The following is a 16,507-nucleotide window of genomic DNA, read 5'->3' on the forward strand; positions in this document are numbered from 1 at the left end:
ATTCCGGCCGCCGAAGAGACCTCCCTTCGGGTGAGGCGCCCCGGCGTGCCGCCTTGTTTTGATGTGGTGCTGGTGGGTAATCACCCCTTGCGTACGCAACTCGATCCGACTGGAGGAAATTCGCATGGCCACGTCCTCACGCCGCTCGACCAAGTCGTCGAAGGCCACCGCGCCCGAGACCGTGATCGGCAACGCCGGGCAGCTGGAGCAACAGGCGGCACCGGGCGACGAGGTGCTGACCACCGCGCAGGGTGTGCCGATCGACACCAACCAGGACAGCCTCACGGCCGGGGAGCGCGGCCCGACCCTGCTTGCCGACTTCGTCCTGCGCGACAAGATCTTCCGGTTCGACCACGAGCGCATTCCCGAGCGCGTGGTGCACGCGCGCGGCTACGGCGCGCACGGCACCTTCGAGTCGCTGGCCGACCTCAGCGACACCACCCGGGCCCACCTCTTCGGCAAGAAGGGCCGCAAGGTCCCGGCGTTCGTGCGGTTCTCCACCGTCGCCGGCGGCCGCGGGTCGTTCGACCTGGCCCGCGACGTGCGCGGGTTCGCGGTCAAGCTCTACACCGAGGAGGGCAACTGGGACATCGTCGGCAACAACATCCCGGTCTTCTTCATCCAGGACGCGATGAAGTTCCCGGACCTGGTGCACTCGGTCAAGGAGGAGCCGGACCGCGGCTTCCCGCAGGCGCAGTCCGCGCACGACAACTTCTGGGACTTCGTCGGGCACATGCCCGAGGCCACCCACATGACGCTCTGGCAGATGAGCGACCGCGCCATCCCGCGCTCGTTCCGCTTCATGGACGGCTTCGGCGTGCACACCTACCGCTTCGTCAACGCCGACGGGAAGTCGACGTTCGTGAAGTTCCACTGGAAGCCGGCGCAGGGCGTGCAGTCGGTGATCTGGCCCGAGGCGGTCAAGATCAACGGCGCCGACCCCGACTACCACCGTCGCGACCTGTGGGACGCGATCAACTCCGGCGACTACCCGCAGTGGGATCTCGCGGTGCAGCTCTTCGACGACGAGACCGCCGACCGGCTGCCGTTCGACGTGCTCGACCCGACCAAGATCATCCCCGAGGAGGACGTGCCGCTGCAGGTCATCGGCCGGCTGACCCTCGACCGGGTGGTCGACAACGAGTTCGCCGAGATCGAGCAGGTGGCGTTCTGCACCCAGAACGTCGTGCCCGGCGTCGACTTCACCGACGACCCGCTGCTGCAGGGCCGCAACTTCTCCTACCTCGACACCCAGCTCAGCCGGCTCGGCAGCCCCAACTTCACCCAGCTGCCGATCAACGCGCCGAAGTGCCCGGTCGCCAACTTCGCCCGCGACGGTCACATGCAGACCGAGGTGCCGAAGGGGCCGGTCAACTACGAGCCCAACGGCTACCCGGTGGGCGAGCGCGGCCCGCGCCCCGACCAGGAGGCGAGCTTCCACTCCTTCGCCGAGCCGGTCGAGGGCACCACGCGGCGGCTGCGGCCGGAGAGCTTCGGTGACCACTACAGCCAGGCGCGGGTCTTCTGGATCAGCCAGACCCCGGTCGAGCAGCAGCACATCGTCGACGGCTACGTCTTCGAGCTGAGCAAGGTGCAAAAGCCCGAGGTGCGCGCCGAGGTGGTCGCCAACCTGCGCAACGTCGACGAGGACCTGGCCCAGCAGATCGCCGACGGCATCGGCATGCCGCTGCCCGAGGCGAGCAAGCCGTTCATGCCGGTCCGCACCGACCTGCCGCCGAGCCCGCAGCTGTCGATCCTCGGCAACCCGCCCGACACCTTCGCCGGTCGCAAGCTCGGCATCGTGCTCACCGACGGCTCGGACGCCAAGCTGCTCGACGCCCTGCAGCGCGCAGTGAAGTCGGTGAAGGGCACCGTCGAGCTGATCGCCCCGAAGGTCGGCGGCGTGACGCTCTCCGACGGCACCAAGCAGCCGGCCGACCAACTGCTCAAGGGCGCCCCCTCGGTGCTGTATGACGCAGTGGCCCTCATCCCGTCCGCCGACGGCGCCGACCAGCTGTCCCGCGACCCGGCGGCGAAGGACTTCGTCAACGACGCCTTCAACATGTACAAGTTCATCGGCGTGGGAGCCGACTCGGCTCCGCTCTTCGAAGCGGTCGGGCTCGAGGATCGGCTGGACGAGGCGTGCCCGACGGTCGGCACGCCCGCACAGGCCAAGTCCTTCGTGGCGAGCCTGAAGGCGCTCCGCTTCTGGGAGCGGCCGGTCGACGCGTGAGGGCGTCGACCCCGGACCGGGGCGGCGGTCCTAGACCCGCCGCCGCCCCGGCTCCTGCTCATGCCGGACCGTCCCGACGGGAAGGATCACGATGACGCATTTCGGCTACACGCTGATGACCGAGCAGAGCGGCCCGAAACCGTTGGTGCGCTACGCATCCGGCGCCGAGCAGGCCGGGTTCGACTTCGAGGTGATGAGCGATCACTACTCGCCGTGGCTTTCCAGTCAGGGGCATGCGCCATACGCTTGGAGCGTGCTGGGGGCGGTCGCCCAGGCCACCGAGCGGGTCGGGCTGATGACCTACGTGACCTGCCCGACCGTGCGCTACCACCCGGCGGTCGTCGCGCAGAAGGCCGCGACCGTGCAATTGCTCGCGGACGGGCGCTTCACCCTCGGGCTCGGCAGCGGCGAGCGGCTCAACGAGCACGTGGTCGGCGAGGGCTGGCCCGGCGCCGACGTGCGGCAGCAGATGCTGGTCGAGGCGATCGAGATCATCCGCGGGCTGCACGGCGGCGAGGTCGTGGACTTCCACGGTGACTACTTCGAGGTCGACGCCGGCCGGCTCTGGGATCTGCCCGAGCAGCCCGTCGAGCTCGCGGTCGCGGTCGGCGGCAAGCACGGCATCCGCCGGTTCGCGCCGCTCGCCGACCACCTGGTCGCGGTCGAGCCCAATGCCGACTTCATCGCGCAGTGGAACGACACCGACGGGGCCGCGCAGATCCCGGCGTCCGGCCGGGCGATCGGGCAGATCCCGGTGTGCTGGGCACCGGACGAGCAGACCGCCCGGCGGCGGGCGCACGAGCAGTTCCGCTGGTTCGCCGGTGGTTGGGCGGTCAACGCCGAGCTGCCCACGGCGGGCAGCTTCAAGGCCGCCACCCAGTTCGTCACCGAGGACGACGTCGCGTCGTCGATCCCGTGCGGGCCCGACCTCGACGCGATCGCCGAGGCGGTCCGGCCGTATGTCGACGCCGGCTTCACCGACGTGGCCCTGGTGCAGGTCGGCGACGAGGGCCAGGAGAGGTTCCTCGCCGAAGCCGCCGAGCCGTTGCTGCGCAAGCTGCGTGCGCTGTGACCGGTGTCGTCCTCCTGGACGTCGACGGCACGCTGATCGACTCGACCTATCTGCACGCGCTCGCCTGGGAGCGGGCCTTCGAGACGGTGCAGGTCCACCCGCAGTGGTGGCGGGTGCACCAGGCGATCGGCATGGGCGGTGACCGCCTCGTCGCCCACGTCGCCGGCGACCAGGTGGAGGCCGCGCACGGCGATCAGCTGCGAAAGCTGTGGAGCCGGGAGTATGAAGCGGTGCTTGAGGAGGTGCGGCCGATCGACGGCGCCGCCGACTTCGTGCGCTCGCTCCGGGACGCCGGGCTGCGGGTCACGCTCGCGTCGTCCGGTGCGCCGGACTTCACCGACCACGCCCTGGAGTTGCTCGGGCTGCACCGCGACGACGTCGCCGCAGTGACGACCGCCGACGACGCCGACTCCTCCAAACCGGCGCCGGACATCCTCCAGGTCGCGCTGGACCGCGCCGGCGGCGGCCAGGCCGTCGTCATCGGCGACAGCGACTGGGACGCCCGGGCGGCGCGCCGCCTCGGTGCGCCCTGCGTCGGCGTGCGCACCGGCGGCTTCTCGGTCGGTGAGTTGCGCGACGCCGGCTGCGTGGACGTGCGCGACTCGGTGGCCGACCTGGTCCCGGCCGACATCACCCGGCTGCTCTGACGGTCGACATGCCACTCACCGTGCCCACTAGGGTTGCCGCCGACATGACGACGACTCCCGCCGCGCCGCGCTACTCGGTCGCCGATGCCGCACTGCTCCTGGAGTCGTATGACGCCGTGCCCCCGGATCAGTTGCTCAGCCTCGACGAACAGCTGCGCTGGCGCCGCCTGCGCCGCGCACAGGACCGCGACGACTTCGTGGCCGCCCGCCTGCTCGTGCGGCTGCTGCTGATCGACGGTTCGCCGACCCCGTCCGCGCTGACCGGCATCCGGCTGCGGCAGGTCTGCGCCGAATGCGACGGCGCGCACGGGCGGCCGACCGTGCTCGACGCACCCGAGGTCGCGGTGTCGTGGGCGCACAGCGGCGGCGCGGTCGCGGCCGTCGTGGGGGCGGCCGGGCCGCTCGGCGTCGATGTCGAGCGCGCGACCACCCTGGCACCCGAGCTGTCCCGCCGGATCACCTGGCACGAGTGGACCCGCGCCGAGGCGCTGGTGAAGGCCGGCATGCTCGACCTCGCCGCGGCCGCCGCCCGCGCCGAGCGACTGCAGGCTTCCGAATTTGGTTTGGTCGCAACCGATTTCACCGTCGAGACCACGACCGGCCCGGACGTCTTCGGCACGGTCGTCGCACCGACGACGGCTGCCGCCATACCCGCTGAAACGCTGGTATGACGGCAGCCTGAGGACGACCCAAGGGGGTCCGGGGTCAACCGACCTCGAGCGCGGTCGTCTCGGTGTCGCGCAGCTGCTCGACCGGGTTGTCCGCGTCGCGTTCGGCGACCGACGCGCCCTTGGACGGGCGGCGCATCACCAGCATGACGAGCACGAACGCGACGAGCAGCAACCCTCCCGCGACCTGGAAGCCGCGGTCGGCGCCGGTCACGAAGACGTGGATCGCGTGCGACGGGGCGCCGGGCGCAACCGCGGGATCGCTTCCCGCAGTGGCGAATACGGTGACCAGCACCGCCAGCCCGAGAGCGCCGCCCAGCTGCTGGGTGACGTTGACCAGGCCCGACGCCACCGAGGTGTCCGACGGCTCGACACGGGCGAGCCCGGCCGTGGTGAGCGGCACGAACGCGATGCCGTTGCCCAAGCCGAAGACCAACAGTGCGGGCAGCAGGTCGACATACGAGCTATGCGCGTTGAGCAGGGACATCAGCATCAGCCCGATGCCCGACAGCAGCGTGCCCGCCGCGGCAATTGCCTTGGTGGAGAAGTGATTGACGATCACCCGCGCCACCAGCTGGGACGACGCGAAGATCGTCACCGGGATCGGCAGGAAGGCCAGGCCAGACTGCCACGGCGTCCAGCCGAGCACGATCTGCATGTACTGGCTCATGAAGAAGAACGCACCGAGCGATCCGGCGACCAGCATCAACCGCGCAACGTATGCCGTTGCCCGGTCGCGGTCGGCGAAGAGCCGCAGCGGCATCACCGGCTGCGTCGCGCGCAGTTCGACCGCGATGAACGCGCCCATCAGCACCAGTCCTCCGGCGAACGCGGCCAGGGTGCCGCCCTCGAGCCAGCCGTCGGAGGCCGCACGGATGAATCCGTAGACGAGAGAGGTCATTCCGAGCGTCACGAGGAGCGCGCCGGTGACGTCGACCGAGCCGCGCTGACGTGCGGCGCGCGGCAGCACCCGCAGGGCGATGGCCAGCACCGCCAACCCGATCGGCACGTTGACGAAGAAGACCCAGCGCCACGAGGCAACCGAGGTCAGCACACCGCCGGCGATGAGGCCGATGGCCGCGCCGGACGCGGAAACCACTGTGTACCAACCGATCGCGCGGGTCTGCTCCTTGCCCGGCTTGTAGAGGGACATCAGGATCGCGAGCGCCGACGGGGCGGCGAAGGCGGCGCCGGCACCCTGCAGTGCCCGCGACGCGAGGAGCAGGGTCTGGTCCTGGGCGAGGCCTCCGGCCAGCGAGGCGGCGACGAAGACCGTCATACCGGAGAGGAAGGTGACGCGGCGGCTCATGATGTCGCCGGCGCGCGCCCCGAGCAGGAGCAGGCCGCCGAACGCCAGGGTGTAGGCGTTGACGATCCAGGACAGCGAGGTCGGGGTCATGTGCAGCTGACTGCCGATGTCCGGCAGCGCGATGTTCACGATCGCGGCGTCGAGCACGAGCATCAGCTGGGTGACGAGGACGGCGGCCAGGATCAGTCCGGCGAACGGCCGTGAAGTGGTGGATTCGGCGGCATCGGTGGTGCCGGCCGAGCGTGCGGCGCCCATGGCGTCGCGTGACTTGATAGTAATGGTCACTTGTTATGTCCTTCGCTACTGCGAGGCGTACCATGAATAAAAGTGGAGCTTGGCTCCGGTTAGAACTATACGGAGGATTCCTCCGGTTATGCAACCGGGAATCCGTGAGGTGTTGACGAACGATGGCCCGAAACAGCTCGGCGACCAAGCCGGCGACCTCGGCGAAGACGGCGACCGAGCCGGCCGCCGACAGTGCGAAACCAGCTGCGATCACAGCGGATTCAGCCGCATGCGGTGGCGCCGGCGCACCGGCCAAGCCGCTGCGCGCGGACGCCGCGCGCAACCGGCAGAAGCTGATCGACATCGCCACCGAGGCGTTCACCGACGACGTCGACACCCCACTGGACGAGATCGCCCGCCGCGCGGGCGTCGGCATCGGCACCCTCTACCGGCACTTCCCGACCCGCTGCGACCTGGTGCTGGCGGTGTATGGCGACCAGGTCGACGCCCTCGAGCAGCGCTCGTTCGACCTGCCGAAGCGACTCGGCCCGGGCGAGGCGCTGCACGAGTGGATGCGCGGTTTCGTCAGCTATTACGCGGTCAAGATGGGCCTGATCAACCTGCTGCGCTCGATGATGCAGGGCGATCCGCAGACCTTCGAGGACGCCCGCCGCCGCATGCGCGAGTCGGCCGCCCGCGTGCTCACCCCCGCGATCGAGGCCGGCGTCGTACGCGCCGACGCCACCCCGGAGGAGCTCACCCGCGCGCTCGGCGGCATCTGCCTGGGCGCCTCGGGCAGCACCGAGGGCCAGGAGACCTCGCTCGCCGTCGTCGACCTGGTCTACGACGGCCTGCGCTTCGGCGCCCCGGCCTCCCAGTCACCCGCGAAGTAGCCCGCCGCCCAGTGGCCCGCGAAGTAGCTTGCCGCCCGCCCACTGACGTCGCTCGCACCGACTGACGTCCGTGCAGCGACGTCACTCGTTGCGACGGACGTCACTCGGCGTCACTCGGGGTCGCACGCTCAGTGCAGACAGGCTCACTGCAGGATCCACTGCGCGATGGTGAACGCCCCGACGAGCATCAGCACCACGACAAGGGCGATCAGCAGCAGGCAGCCCGCTGTGCCGCCCCAGCCGCCGCCTTCGGAGAGCACGGTGTCTTTGTCCAGCTGCTTCCCGGGGCCGGCATCCTGCCGGGCTGCCGACCGCAGTTGTGCCAGGTGGTGACGATCGACCGCAGCGCGGACGGGCGGCGGGATGCTGTGCCACTGCGCGTGCGGCCCGCCATACCGCTGCCGCCACGCGGCGCCCGCTACGTGTGCCGAGTCGTCGTCGCGTCCGGTGACGAACCACAGCGCACCCGCGGCCGGCAGATCACCCATGCGGTAGTACACGTCGGCAAGCAGGTCGAGGACTTCGTCGTCCTGGCGCTGGAGCAACAGGCCGACCAGCCTGTCTCGCGCCTTCCAGAGCCGTCCTGCTCCCACATCGGCTCGGGCACGTTCGATCGCGGACGACATCGCCGAAGCTTCGCAGGTCGCCCCACCCGCTCGCACTCTGACGGTCCGATTCACGTTTGACGGTCGAATTCGACCGTCAAACGTGAATGCGGCCGTCAGGGTTGGCGCGTGCGCGACCGGGCCGGCTATCCGTCATACCGTCATGCCGTCATGTCTCGGTCGTGACATTCGGCACGGGTGCGTATGACGGGGCGTTCCTACTGTTGAGGTCGACTGAGGTCGACGCGGAGACGCCGCGCACGACCGGGGGACGAGGAGCACGCCCATGATCCAGTTTCTGCGCAGCAACCGATCCGCACTGTGGCTGCTGATCCCGCTCGGCTGGGTGCTGGTCGCGATGACCGGCGGGTGGCTGGTCTTCCCGATGGTGCTGCTGACGGTCTTCATCGGCACCGGCTTCAGGACCGCCGGCTGCTCGGGCCGGCGGCTGCGGCACGGGCAGCGGGAGCAACTGCCCGCACCGGCCCGCGGCCTGCCGGCCGACCTCCATAGGCCCGTCGACCTCGCCAAGCCGGCCGACCTCACCCCACGTGCCGATCAGGGGCCGGCCCGCCCGCAGACGCTGGCCGAGCTGGCCGACGACGACCGCCTCCCGCAGGACGTGCGCGACCGGGCCCTCCAGCTCGACCGCGACGGCACCGCCGCTCTCACCTACCTGCGCGAGCGCGGCGCGGACGCCAGGGAGATCTTCGACGTCGAGCAACTGGTCACCGACTTCGGCCCGCAGGCGGTGCGGTCCTACCTGGCGCTCGCGCCGGGCGCCGCCGACACCGAGCAGGTGCTGGACGGCAAGACCGGTCGCCAGCTCGTGGTCGAGCAGCTCGACCTGCTCATCGAGCAGACCGCGGCCCGCATGCGGCACGCGGCGCGGCTCGGCAGCGACCAGCTGCTGGCCAACCACCGCTTCCTCACCGAGAAGTTCGGCGGCGCGAAGGACCCGGGGCAGCTGCGGCTCTGACCACGGCCCGTAAGCCCCGCCATACAGAGAAAACACCGGCGCCACTCCTCGGGGGAGCGGCGCCGGTGTTCTTCGCGTAGGACGCGTCAGCGAGCTTCCTCGCCGGTGATGAACGCCTCGAGCTTGGCGCGACCAACCTCGTCGCGACGCTGCTCCGGCGGGGACTTCATCAGGTAGGACGACGCCGACAACAGCGGGCCGCCGATGCCGCGGTCCTTGGCGATCTTGGCCGCACGGACGGCGTCGATGATGATGCCGGCCGAGTTGGGCGAGTCCCAGACCTCGAGCTTGTACTCCAGGTTGAGCGGTACGTCGCCGAACGCGCGACCCTCGAGGCGCACGTAGGCCCACTTGCGGTCGTCCAGCCAGGCCACGTAGTCCGACGGGCCGATGTGCACGTTCTTGTCGTCGACCTTGCCGGCGAGCGGACCCTCCAGGTTGGAGGTGACGGCCTGGGTCTTGGAGACCTTCTTGGACTCCAGGCGCTCGCGCTCGAGCATGTTCTTGAAGTCCATGTTGCCGCCGACGTTGAGCTGGTAGGTGCGGTCGAGCACGACGCCGCGGTCCTCGAACAGCTTGGCCATCACGCGGTGGGTGATGGTCGCGCCGACTTGGCTCTTGATGTCGTCGCCGATGATCGGCACACCGGCGTCCTCGAACTTCTTGGCCCACTCCGGGTCGGAGGCGATGAAGACCGGCAGCGCGTTGACGAAGGCGACGCCCGCGTCGATCGCGCACTGCGCGTAGAACTTGTCGGCCTCCTCCGAGCCCACCGGCAGGTAGGACACCAGCACGTCGACCTTGCGGTCCTTCAGCACCTGCACGACGTCGACCGGCTCGGCCGCCGACTCCTCGATGGTCATCCGGTAGTACTTGCCGAGACCGTCCAGGGTGGTGCCGCGCTGCACCTCGACGCCGGTGGTCGGCACGTCGGTGATCTTGATGGTGTTGTTCTCGCTGGAGTTGATCGCCTCCGCGAGGTCCTTGCCGACCTTCTTGTCGTCGACGTCGAACGCGGCGACGAAGTTGACGTCACCCACGTGGTAGTCGCCGAACTTCACGTGCATCAGGCCAGGCAACGTCGTGTCGGTCGGGGCGTCCTTGTAGTACTCGACGCCCTGCACGAGCGAGCTCGCGCAGTTGCCGACGCCGACGATCGCGACGCGGATCTCTGCCATGTCTTACTCCTTATCGGTGGCCGGCTTTCCGGCGCTGCGCGCCGGGCCGGTTGGTGTGTCGGTGCTGTATGCCGATCGCTCGGTCTCGATCAGCTCGGACAGCCAGCGCACCTCACGCTCGGTCGACTCCAGACCGTGCCGGTGCAACTCGGCGGTGTACTTGTCCGCGCGCTCGCGCCGCTCCCGGGACTGCGCCCGGGCGACGTCGAGCCGCTCCTCCAGCCGGCTCCGGCGGCCCTCCAGGATGCGCAGCCGCACATCCGAGGAGGCCTGACCGAAGAAGGCGAAGTGGACGTCGAAGTTCTCGTCCTCCCACGAGTCCGGGCCGGTCTGGGCCATGAGCGTCTGGAACTGCTCCTTGCCCTCCGCGGTCAGCTCGTAGGTGATCCTGCTGCGCTTGCCGGTCAGACCCTGCCGGGCCGGGGAGTCGCCCTCCCGCTCGGCGATCCAGCCGCGCTGCACCAGCCCGCGCAGGCACGGGTAGAGCGAGCCGAACGACACCACGCGGAAGGCGCCCAGCACGCCGGACAGCTGCTTGCGCAGCTCGTAACCGTGCAGTGGCTGGTCGTGCAACAGGCCGAGGACGGCGAGCTCGAGGATGGCGCCGCGACGAGACATCGGCATACCTCCCTGTTTGCTCACTGTTCGACGGGTGTTGTGCGTCACCATACACGCAACGATGTATCGGTTCGATACATCGGACAGCGTTTCATGGCGGATTCTCAGATTCCCGACCGCGCCATCCCGCGGGTTACGCTGCCTCGCGTGAGTGATGACAATCGGGGCTCCCGGGCCGGTGCCGCGCTGCGCCGCGGCCGTCCGCGCACGGAGCACGGGCTGGCGTTCAAGGTGTTCTGGCGCACCGTTCTCGGCCTGTTCACCCTCTTCGTGCTGGGCTTCGTGGTGCTGCTGGTCATCTACCTGCGCACCCCGATCCCGCAGCCGCAGGCCAACGCCGGCAAGCAGTTGTCGATCGTCTACTACGACGACGGCAAGACCGAGCTCGGCCGCTTCAGCACGGTCAACCGCCAGGACGTGCAGCTGTCCCAGGTGCCGCAGCAGGTGCGCTATGAGTTCCTGGCCGCCGAGGACCGCAACTTCTACAAGAACTCCGGGGTGTCGTTCAGCGGCACGGTGCGGGCGGCGTGGAAGACGCTGACCGGCGGCGGGGAGCAGGGCGGCTCGACGATCACCCAGCAGTACGTCAAGAACTACTTCCTCACCCAGGACCGGTCGGTCAAGCGCAAGGTCAAGGAGATCATGATCTCCCTGAAGATCGACCAGAAGTATTCCAAGGACCAGATCCTGCAGGACTACCTCAACAACATCTACTTCGGCCGCGGCGCCTACGGCATCCAGGCCGCCTCGCAGGCCTACTTCGGCGTCGACGTCGAGAAGCTCAACCCCAGCCAGGGCGCCTTCCTCGCCTCGGTGATCAACGCCCCCGGGCTCTACGACCCGCAGTATGGCGAGGCGGCCGCGGCGCGCGCCAACGCCCGGATGGTCTACGTGCTCGACGGCATGGTCAAGGAAGGCTGGATGACGCAGGCCGAGCGCGACAAGCAGCAGTTCCCGACGTTCAAGCCCTACAAGCCGGCCGGCCAGAGCACGCCCGGCCCGAACGGCTACATCGTCGCCTCCGTCCGCAACGAGTTGCAGACCAAGCTCAAGCTCAGCCCCGAGGACATCGACCGCGGCGGTCTGCGGATCACCACCACCATCCAGAAGCCGGCGCAGGACGCCGCCGTGGCCGCGGTCAACAAGAGCGTGCCGAGCGAGGTCGCCCGCCTCGACCAGCTGCGCACCGGGCTGTTCGCGCAGAAGCCGGACGGCGCCGTCGTCGCGATGTATGGCGGCACCGACATCAGCAAGGCCCCGAACGCCGCGACCTACGCCCAGCTGCAAGGTGGTTCGAGCTTCAAGACGTTCGCGCTGGCCGCCGCGCTGCAGGACGGTATGACGATGCAGACCCGCTTCAGCGGGGCTTCGCCGCTGGTGCTCAACGCCGGCGCCGGCAAGACCAACAAGGTCACCAACGACCACGGGGAGCAGTACGGCAGCCTGACCCTCGACCAGGCCTTCGCGGTCTCGTCCAACACCGCCTTCGTGCGGCTCAACCAGCAGCTCGGCACCGGCAAGACGCTCGCCGCCGCCCAGCAGCTCGGCATACCGGCCAAGGCCCCCGGCATGAACGACCCGTCGGCGGTCGACGTGCTCGGCTACGCGGCGGTGCACGTCAGCGACATGGCCAACGCCTACAACACGATCAGCGCCGAGGGGAAGAAGGCGTCGCCGTACTTCATCCAGAAGGTGTCGAGCCAGGCCGGCGCCTACGACTACACCGCGCACCCCAACACCACCCAGGCGCTCGACAAGGACCTGGCCGCCAACCTGGCCAACGGCATGCAGGGGCCGCTCGACGGCGTCGGCGGCTACCGCGGCACCGCCGAGTCGACGGCCGGCACGCTCGGCCGCCCCGCCGGCGGCAAGACCGGCACGACCGGCGCCAACGGCAAGTTCATCGCCGCCTGGTTCACCGGGTTCACCCCCAACCAGCTGACCACCTCCGTCGGCATGTATGCCGGGGACGGCACCAAGGCGCTGAACCAGGCGGGTGAGTCGTTCTACGGCGGGGACATCCCCGGCACCATCTGGCGCGACTTCATGAGCGGCGCGCTCAAGGGGCAGCCGGTCGCCAAGATGCCCAAGACCAAGGACGTCACGCCGTCGGTGACCAACACCCCGCCGCCGGTGACGCAGACGCAGGGCCCGACGGCGACCTCCACGACGCCGCCCACGTCGTCGGCCCCGCCGAGCCCGACGACCAGCAGCGCCCCGCCGTCGACCTCCACCGCCACGACGCCGTCGACGACCCCGTCCACGACTCAGCCGACGGGGCCCACTCAGCCCACTCAGCCCACTGGGCCGACGCAGCCGACCCAGACGCAGCCGACCCCGACGACGCAGCAGCCGACGACCCAGGCCCCGAGCCGGCCGACGCAGCCGCAGACCCCGCCGGCGGCGAGCGGTGCGCCGCCGCGCGCCGGTGAGCAGGCGTCGCCGGTCGGGTAGTCACCCGGCGGATAGTCACCGGTGGCTGGTCGGATAGCCGGCGAGTCCGGCTTGCGACACCGCGTCGGCAGGTAGGCTCGCCGCCGTGCCTGCGCCCACCCGACTGACCGTGCCCAGCCGCGGCGAGACGACGGCGGCGCTCGCGACCGAGGTAATCGGCGGACCGGTCGGCCGGTTCGCGGCGATCGGCCGCCGCGGCTGGACCTACGTCGCGGCCCTGCTCTCGGCGCTCGCCTCGGTCTTCGTGGCCCTCGGCGTACTCCAGAAGAACCACTGCGTGCGCGAGGGCTGGGGCTCGCCTGGTTCGCTGTGGCGGGAGTGCTATTCGGACCTGCCGGTCGGCGCCACCGCGGTGCACGGCGGCAGTCCCTGGGACACCGGCGGCCTCGGGCACAACCAGCCGGTGCTGACCGCCGTGCTCGGCTGGCTGGTCAACCAGATCACGCCCGGGGGCAGCGCCCTCGCGGTCCAGCAGGTCTACTTCGCCATCGGCGCCGCGATCATCGTGCTGCTCGTCGCGGCCACGACGCTCGCCACCGCCTCGATCGTGCGCGGCACCCCGTGGCTCGCGGCGCACGTCGCGCTGTCGCCGGTGCTGGTCACCGCGGCCCTGGTCTCCTTCGACATGCTCGGTGTCGCGCTCGCCACCTTCGGGCTCGCCTGCTGGGCGCGCCGCCGGCCCGTGGCTGCGGGGGTGCTGCTCGGCGCGGCGGTCATGGCGCGCACCTACCCGCTCGTGATCATCGCGGCGATCGTGCTGATCGCGGTGCGCGACAAGCAGCTCCGGCCGATGGCCCGGATGCTCGGCGGGGCAGCGGCGGCGGTCGCGGTGTGCTGCGCGCTCGCGGTGCTGATGGGCGGCAACCCGCTGGACCCCTACCGCACCTGGTGGGACCAGAAGGGTTCGTACGGCGCGCCGTCATACGTCCTCACGATCGCGCACGTCTCGGTGCCCGGCGACGCGCTGTCGATCATCGCGGTCCTCGGTTGGGTGATCGCGATCCTGCTCGGGCTCTACCTGACCGGTCGCCCCAAGGAGCGCACCCAGCTCGCGCCGCTCGCGCTGACGATGCTCGTGGTGGTGCTGCTCACCGGCAAGTCGATGTCGGTGCAGACCTGCCTCTGGCTGCTGCCGCTGCTCGCGGTCAGCGCGATCCGCTGGCGCGACCACCTGGTCTGGGCCGGGGTCGAGATCACCTACTTCGTCATGGTGTGGCTCTACATCGCCGGACCGTCCAACCCGGGCAAGGCGATGCCCGGTGCGGCGTTCAGTTTCTTCCTGATCGTGCGGGCGATCGCCTACGTCGGGATCGCCTGGGCCTCGTGGGAGTCGTCCGAGGACCTGCCGCGGGACCCGCTCGACCCGTATGCCGAGCCACGGCCCGCGCCGGCGGCCGGCCGCCGATTTCCGCATCCCGTCACCTGACCGATAAACTCGGCCGCTGGCGTGCGTTCGCGACCTGCCTGCACCGGCATACCGCACGGTTGTCGGTGCGAACGGGCAGAGTGTCCATCACCAACGGTGACGACATGAGGTTCGCGCGCCAACGCTGCACAACCCTCCTGTCACGGAGAGACCGTGACCGTTCAGACCGAAGGAGGTGGGTTACCGCATGCGTAAGTACGAACTGATGATCATCATCGACCCCGAGCTCGACGAGCGCACCGTCCAGCCCACGCTGGACAAGTTCCTCAAGGTGGTCACTAAGGATGGTGGCAAGGTCGACAACCTCGACATCTGGGGTCGCCGCCGTCTGGCATACGACATCAAGAAGAAGTCCGAGGGCATCTACGCCGTGGTGACGCTGACCGCTGAGTCGGCGACCGCCAAGGAGCTCGACCGTCAGCTGACGCTGAACGAGTCGATCATGCGCACCAAGCTGCTGCGCGTGGACGCCTGATCCCTCGGCACGACTAGGAGACTGACATGGCCGCAGGCGACACCGTCATCACCATCATCGGCAACCTGACCCAGGACCCGGAGTTGCGGTTCACCCCCAACGGGGCGGCCGTTGCCAACTTCACCGTGGCATCCACTCCGCGTTACATGGACCGGCAGACCAATGAGTGGAAGGACGGCGAGACGCTGTTCATGCGCTGCTCGGTGTGGCGCGAGGCGGCGGAGAACGTCGCCGAGTCGCTCACCCGCGGCTCGCGCGTGATCGTCTCCGGCCGGCTGAAGTCTCGCTCCTGGGACGACAAGGAGACCGGCCAGAAGCGCACCACCATGGAGCTGGATGTCGACGAGGTCGGCCCCTCGCTGCGCTACGCCACCGCGAAGGTCAACAAGACCCAGCGTGGCGGCGGCCAGGGCGGCGGCTTCGGCGGCCAGCAGGGCGGCGGCAACTCTGGCGGTGGCCAGGGCGGCTACGGCGGCGGACAGCAGTCCGACCCGTGGGCGACCGGCGCGCCGCAGCAGGGTGGCGGCCAGGGTCCGCAGTCCGGTGGCCAGGGCGGTCAGGGTGGTCAGGGCGGCTGGAGCACCGGCCCGTCCTACGACGAGCCCCCGTTCTAGTCGTCTCGCTCCGATAGCTGCATCGGAGCCGGTGCCGGTCTCGCTCCGATCCGCGCGTCGGAGCCGGTGCCGGTCTCGCTCCGATCCGCGCGTCGGGACCGGCCACGCACGCTCGGTCCGTCCCGGCTGGATCGGAGCCGGTGCCGGCAGTCCGGTGGTCGAGTAGCGGCGAGCCCCCAGGGGCGAGCCGCGTATCGAGACCACCCACGTCATACGACAAAAAAGCACAACCCCATCCCGAGCGCCGCTCGGGCTCTCCGCAAGAGAAAGAGAGCACCACGATGGCCAAGCCCGCCATTCGTAAGCCCAAGAAGAAGGCCAACCCGCTGAAGGCGGCGAAGGTCGAGTCGATCGACTACAAGGACACCGCGCTGCTGCGCAAGTTCATCAGCGACCGCGGCAAGATCCGCGCTCGCCGGGTGACCGGTGTCTCCGTCCAGGAGCAGCGGCTCATCGCCACCGCGGTCAAGAACGCCCGCGAGATGGCGCTGCTGCCCTACTCCAGCTCGGCTCGCTGACAGGAGGTCACCCAGAGATGAAGATCATTCTGACCCACGAGGTGCCGAGCCTCGGCGCGCCCGGTGACGTCGTCGACGTCAAGGACGGCTACGCCCGCAACTACCTGCTGCCCCGCAACCTGGCCACCCCGTGGACCAAGGGCGGCCAGAAGCAGGTCGACGCGATCACCAAGGCGCGCGAGACCCGCGCGGTGAAGTCGCTCGAGCAGGCCCAGTCGCTCAAGGGCAACCTGGAGTCCTCGGTCGTGCGGGTGCCCGCGCGCGCCGGCGAGTCCGGTCGCCTCTTCGGTGCCGTCACCACCGCCGAGATCGCCGAGGCGGTCAAGGAGGCCGGTGCCGGCGCGATCGACCGTCGCACGATCCACGTGTCGGCCCCGATCCGCAACGTCGGCTCCCACGAGGTCCAGGTGCGCCTGCACCCGGAGGTCGAGGCCGTCGTCAAGCTGGACGTCGTCGCCGCCAAGTGACGCTCGCGGCATACGCCGCAGCACGCGCGAGAGCCGGTCACCCCGCTGGGGTGGCCGGCTTTTGCGTCTCGTGGTGGTACTTGTCCGGTGAAACCTGACTTGTCACGTGGGCGGGCCACTTGTCAC

The 16,507-nt window shown here is 69.7% G+C and carries 16 protein-coding genes; 12 read left to right on the forward strand and 4 right to left on the reverse strand.

Features of this window, described 5'->3' with window-relative positions; translation table 11 throughout:
• Window positions 1–124 precede the first annotated feature (124 nt).
• The 4 genes from HJ588_RS04160 (at window position 125) to HJ588_RS04175 (ending at window position 4,623) form a co-directional block, all read left to right on the forward strand.
• Entirely contained in the window at window positions 125–2,233 is a 2,109-nt protein-coding gene (locus tag HJ588_RS04160; RefSeq protein ID WP_171152208.1) for a catalase, read from the forward strand.
• 91 nt (window positions 2,234–2,324) lie between these two features.
• The gene (locus HJ588_RS04165) at window positions 2,325–3,305 is read left to right on the forward strand and encodes an LLM class F420-dependent oxidoreductase (RefSeq protein ID WP_171152209.1); all 981 of its coding nucleotides are present in this window, start codon (window positions 2,325–2,327) and stop codon (window positions 3,303–3,305) included.
• The gene (locus tag HJ588_RS04170) at window positions 3,302–3,952 is read left to right on the forward strand and encodes an HAD-IA family hydrolase (protein WP_171152210.1); all 651 of its coding nucleotides are present in this window, start codon (window positions 3,302–3,304) and stop codon (window positions 3,950–3,952) included. Before HJ588_RS04165 ends, HJ588_RS04170 begins: the two co-directional genes overlap by 4 nt.
• A gap of 44 nt (window positions 3,953–3,996) precedes the next feature.
• Window positions 3,997–4,623: a 4'-phosphopantetheinyl transferase family protein gene (locus HJ588_RS04175; RefSeq protein WP_171152211.1), complete on the forward strand. Its 627-nt coding sequence runs from the start codon at window positions 3,997–3,999 to the stop codon at window positions 4,621–4,623.
• 34 nt (window positions 4,624–4,657) lie between these two features.
• Here the strand turns inward: HJ588_RS04175 and HJ588_RS04180 are convergent, their stop codons facing one another.
• The gene (locus HJ588_RS04180) at window positions 4,658–6,214 is read right to left on the reverse strand and encodes an MFS transporter (RefSeq protein WP_171152212.1); all 1,557 of its coding nucleotides are present in this window, start codon (window positions 6,212–6,214) and stop codon (window positions 4,658–4,660) included.
• Window positions 6,215–6,336: 122 nt separating this feature from the next.
• Between HJ588_RS04180 and HJ588_RS04185 the strand changes: the two genes are divergently transcribed.
• The gene (locus HJ588_RS04185; protein ID WP_171152213.1) at window positions 6,337–7,047 is read left to right on the forward strand and encodes a TetR/AcrR family transcriptional regulator; all 711 of its coding nucleotides are present in this window, start codon (window positions 6,337–6,339) and stop codon (window positions 7,045–7,047) included.
• 143 nt (window positions 7,048–7,190) lie between these two features.
• On the opposite strand, the gene HJ588_RS04190 is transcribed toward HJ588_RS04185, so the two are convergent.
• Window positions 7,191–7,673 (reverse strand): DUF6584 family protein, encoded by a 483-nt coding sequence (locus HJ588_RS04190; protein WP_171152214.1) that lies wholly within the window; start codon window positions 7,671–7,673, stop codon window positions 7,191–7,193.
• Window positions 7,674–7,938: 265 nt separating this feature from the next.
• Between HJ588_RS04190 and HJ588_RS04195 the strand changes: the two genes are divergently transcribed.
• Complete coding sequence (locus HJ588_RS04195) at window positions 7,939–8,631, forward strand: hypothetical protein (RefSeq protein ID WP_171152215.1); 693 nt, start codon at window positions 7,939–7,941, stop codon at window positions 8,629–8,631.
• 86 nt (window positions 8,632–8,717) lie between these two features.
• Here HJ588_RS04195 and HJ588_RS04200 read toward each other — a convergent pair whose 3' ends face one another.
• Window positions 8,718–9,809, reverse strand: a complete 1,092-nt coding sequence (locus HJ588_RS04200; protein ID WP_171152217.1) for an inositol-3-phosphate synthase — start codon at window positions 9,807–9,809, stop codon at window positions 8,718–8,720.
• Between the two features lie 3 nt (window positions 9,810–9,812).
• Window positions 9,813–10,427 (reverse strand): PadR family transcriptional regulator, encoded by a 615-nt coding sequence (locus HJ588_RS04205; protein WP_171152219.1) that lies wholly within the window; start codon window positions 10,425–10,427, stop codon window positions 9,813–9,815.
• Window positions 10,428–10,574: 147 nt separating this feature from the next.
• Between HJ588_RS04205 and HJ588_RS04210 the strand changes: the two genes are divergently transcribed.
• The 6 genes from HJ588_RS04210 to rplI all read left to right on the forward strand — a co-directional run bounded on the left by HJ588_RS04210 (window position 10,575) and on the right by rplI (window position 16,381).
• Window positions 10,575–12,881: a transglycosylase domain-containing protein gene (locus tag HJ588_RS04210; RefSeq protein WP_171152221.1), complete on the forward strand. Its 2,307-nt coding sequence runs from the start codon at window positions 10,575–10,577 to the stop codon at window positions 12,879–12,881.
• An 85-nt stretch (window positions 12,882–12,966) separates the two neighbouring features.
• On the forward strand, window positions 12,967–14,307 hold the full coding sequence (locus HJ588_RS04215) for a glycosyltransferase 87 family protein (protein ID WP_171152223.1): 1,341 nt from the start codon (window positions 12,967–12,969) through the stop codon (window positions 14,305–14,307).
• A 187-nt stretch (window positions 14,308–14,494) separates the two neighbouring features.
• Window positions 14,495–14,782, forward strand: a complete 288-nt coding sequence (gene rpsF, locus HJ588_RS04220) for a 30S ribosomal protein S6 (RefSeq protein ID WP_171152225.1) — start codon at window positions 14,495–14,497, stop codon at window positions 14,780–14,782.
• 26 nt (window positions 14,783–14,808) lie between these two features.
• Entirely contained in the window at window positions 14,809–15,396 is a 588-nt protein-coding gene (locus HJ588_RS04225; protein WP_171152227.1) for a single-stranded DNA-binding protein, read from the forward strand.
• Between the two features lie 281 nt (window positions 15,397–15,677).
• Window positions 15,678–15,914, forward strand: coding sequence for a 30S ribosomal protein S18 (gene rpsR, locus HJ588_RS04230; RefSeq protein WP_171152229.1), 237 nt, complete (start codon window positions 15,678–15,680; stop codon window positions 15,912–15,914).
• A 17-nt stretch (window positions 15,915–15,931) separates the two neighbouring features.
• On the forward strand, window positions 15,932–16,381 hold the full coding sequence (gene rplI, locus HJ588_RS04235) for a 50S ribosomal protein L9 (protein WP_171152231.1): 450 nt from the start codon (window positions 15,932–15,934) through the stop codon (window positions 16,379–16,381).
• Window positions 16,382–16,507: the final 126 nt, after the last annotated feature.

The sequence above is a fragment of the Flexivirga aerilata genome, assembly GCF_013002715.1.
GTDB lineage: Bacteria > Actinomycetota > Actinomycetes > Actinomycetales > Dermatophilaceae > Flexivirga > Flexivirga aerilata.

What these genes read in the sequence shown, in the direction of transcription:
- HJ588_RS04200 (WP_171152217.1), bottom strand. Translation starts at nt 9,809, where the DNA reads ATGGCAGAGATCCGCGTCGCGATCGTCGGCGTCGGCAACTGCGCGAGC.
- HJ588_RS04205 (WP_171152219.1), bottom strand. Translation starts at nt 10,427, where the DNA reads ATGTCTCGTCGCGGCGCCATCCTCGAGCTCGCCGTCCTCGGCCTGTTG.
- HJ588_RS04165 (WP_171152209.1), top strand. Translation starts at nt 2,325, where the DNA reads ATGACGCATTTCGGCTACACGCTGATGACCGAGCAGAGCGGCCCGAAA.
- HJ588_RS04160 (WP_171152208.1), top strand. Translation starts at nt 125, where the DNA reads ATGGCCACGTCCTCACGCCGCTCGACCAAGTCGTCGAAGGCCACCGCG.
- HJ588_RS04175 (WP_171152211.1), top strand. Translation starts at nt 3,997, where the DNA reads ATGACGACGACTCCCGCCGCGCCGCGCTACTCGGTCGCCGATGCCGCA.
- rplI (WP_171152231.1), top strand. Translation starts at nt 15,932, where the DNA reads ATGAAGATCATTCTGACCCACGAGGTGCCGAGCCTCGGCGCGCCCGGT.
- HJ588_RS04225 (WP_171152227.1), top strand. Translation starts at nt 14,809, where the DNA reads ATGGCCGCAGGCGACACCGTCATCACCATCATCGGCAACCTGACCCAG.
- rpsF (WP_171152225.1), top strand. Translation starts at nt 14,495, where the DNA reads ATGCGTAAGTACGAACTGATGATCATCATCGACCCCGAGCTCGACGAG.
- rpsR (WP_171152229.1), top strand. Translation starts at nt 15,678, where the DNA reads ATGGCCAAGCCCGCCATTCGTAAGCCCAAGAAGAAGGCCAACCCGCTG.
- HJ588_RS04195 (WP_171152215.1), top strand. Translation starts at nt 7,939, where the DNA reads ATGATCCAGTTTCTGCGCAGCAACCGATCCGCACTGTGGCTGCTGATC.
- HJ588_RS04190 (WP_171152214.1), bottom strand. Translation starts at nt 7,673, where the DNA reads ATGTCGTCCGCGATCGAACGTGCCCGAGCCGATGTGGGAGCAGGACGG.
- HJ588_RS04185 (WP_171152213.1), top strand. Translation starts at nt 6,337, where the DNA reads ATGGCCCGAAACAGCTCGGCGACCAAGCCGGCGACCTCGGCGAAGACG.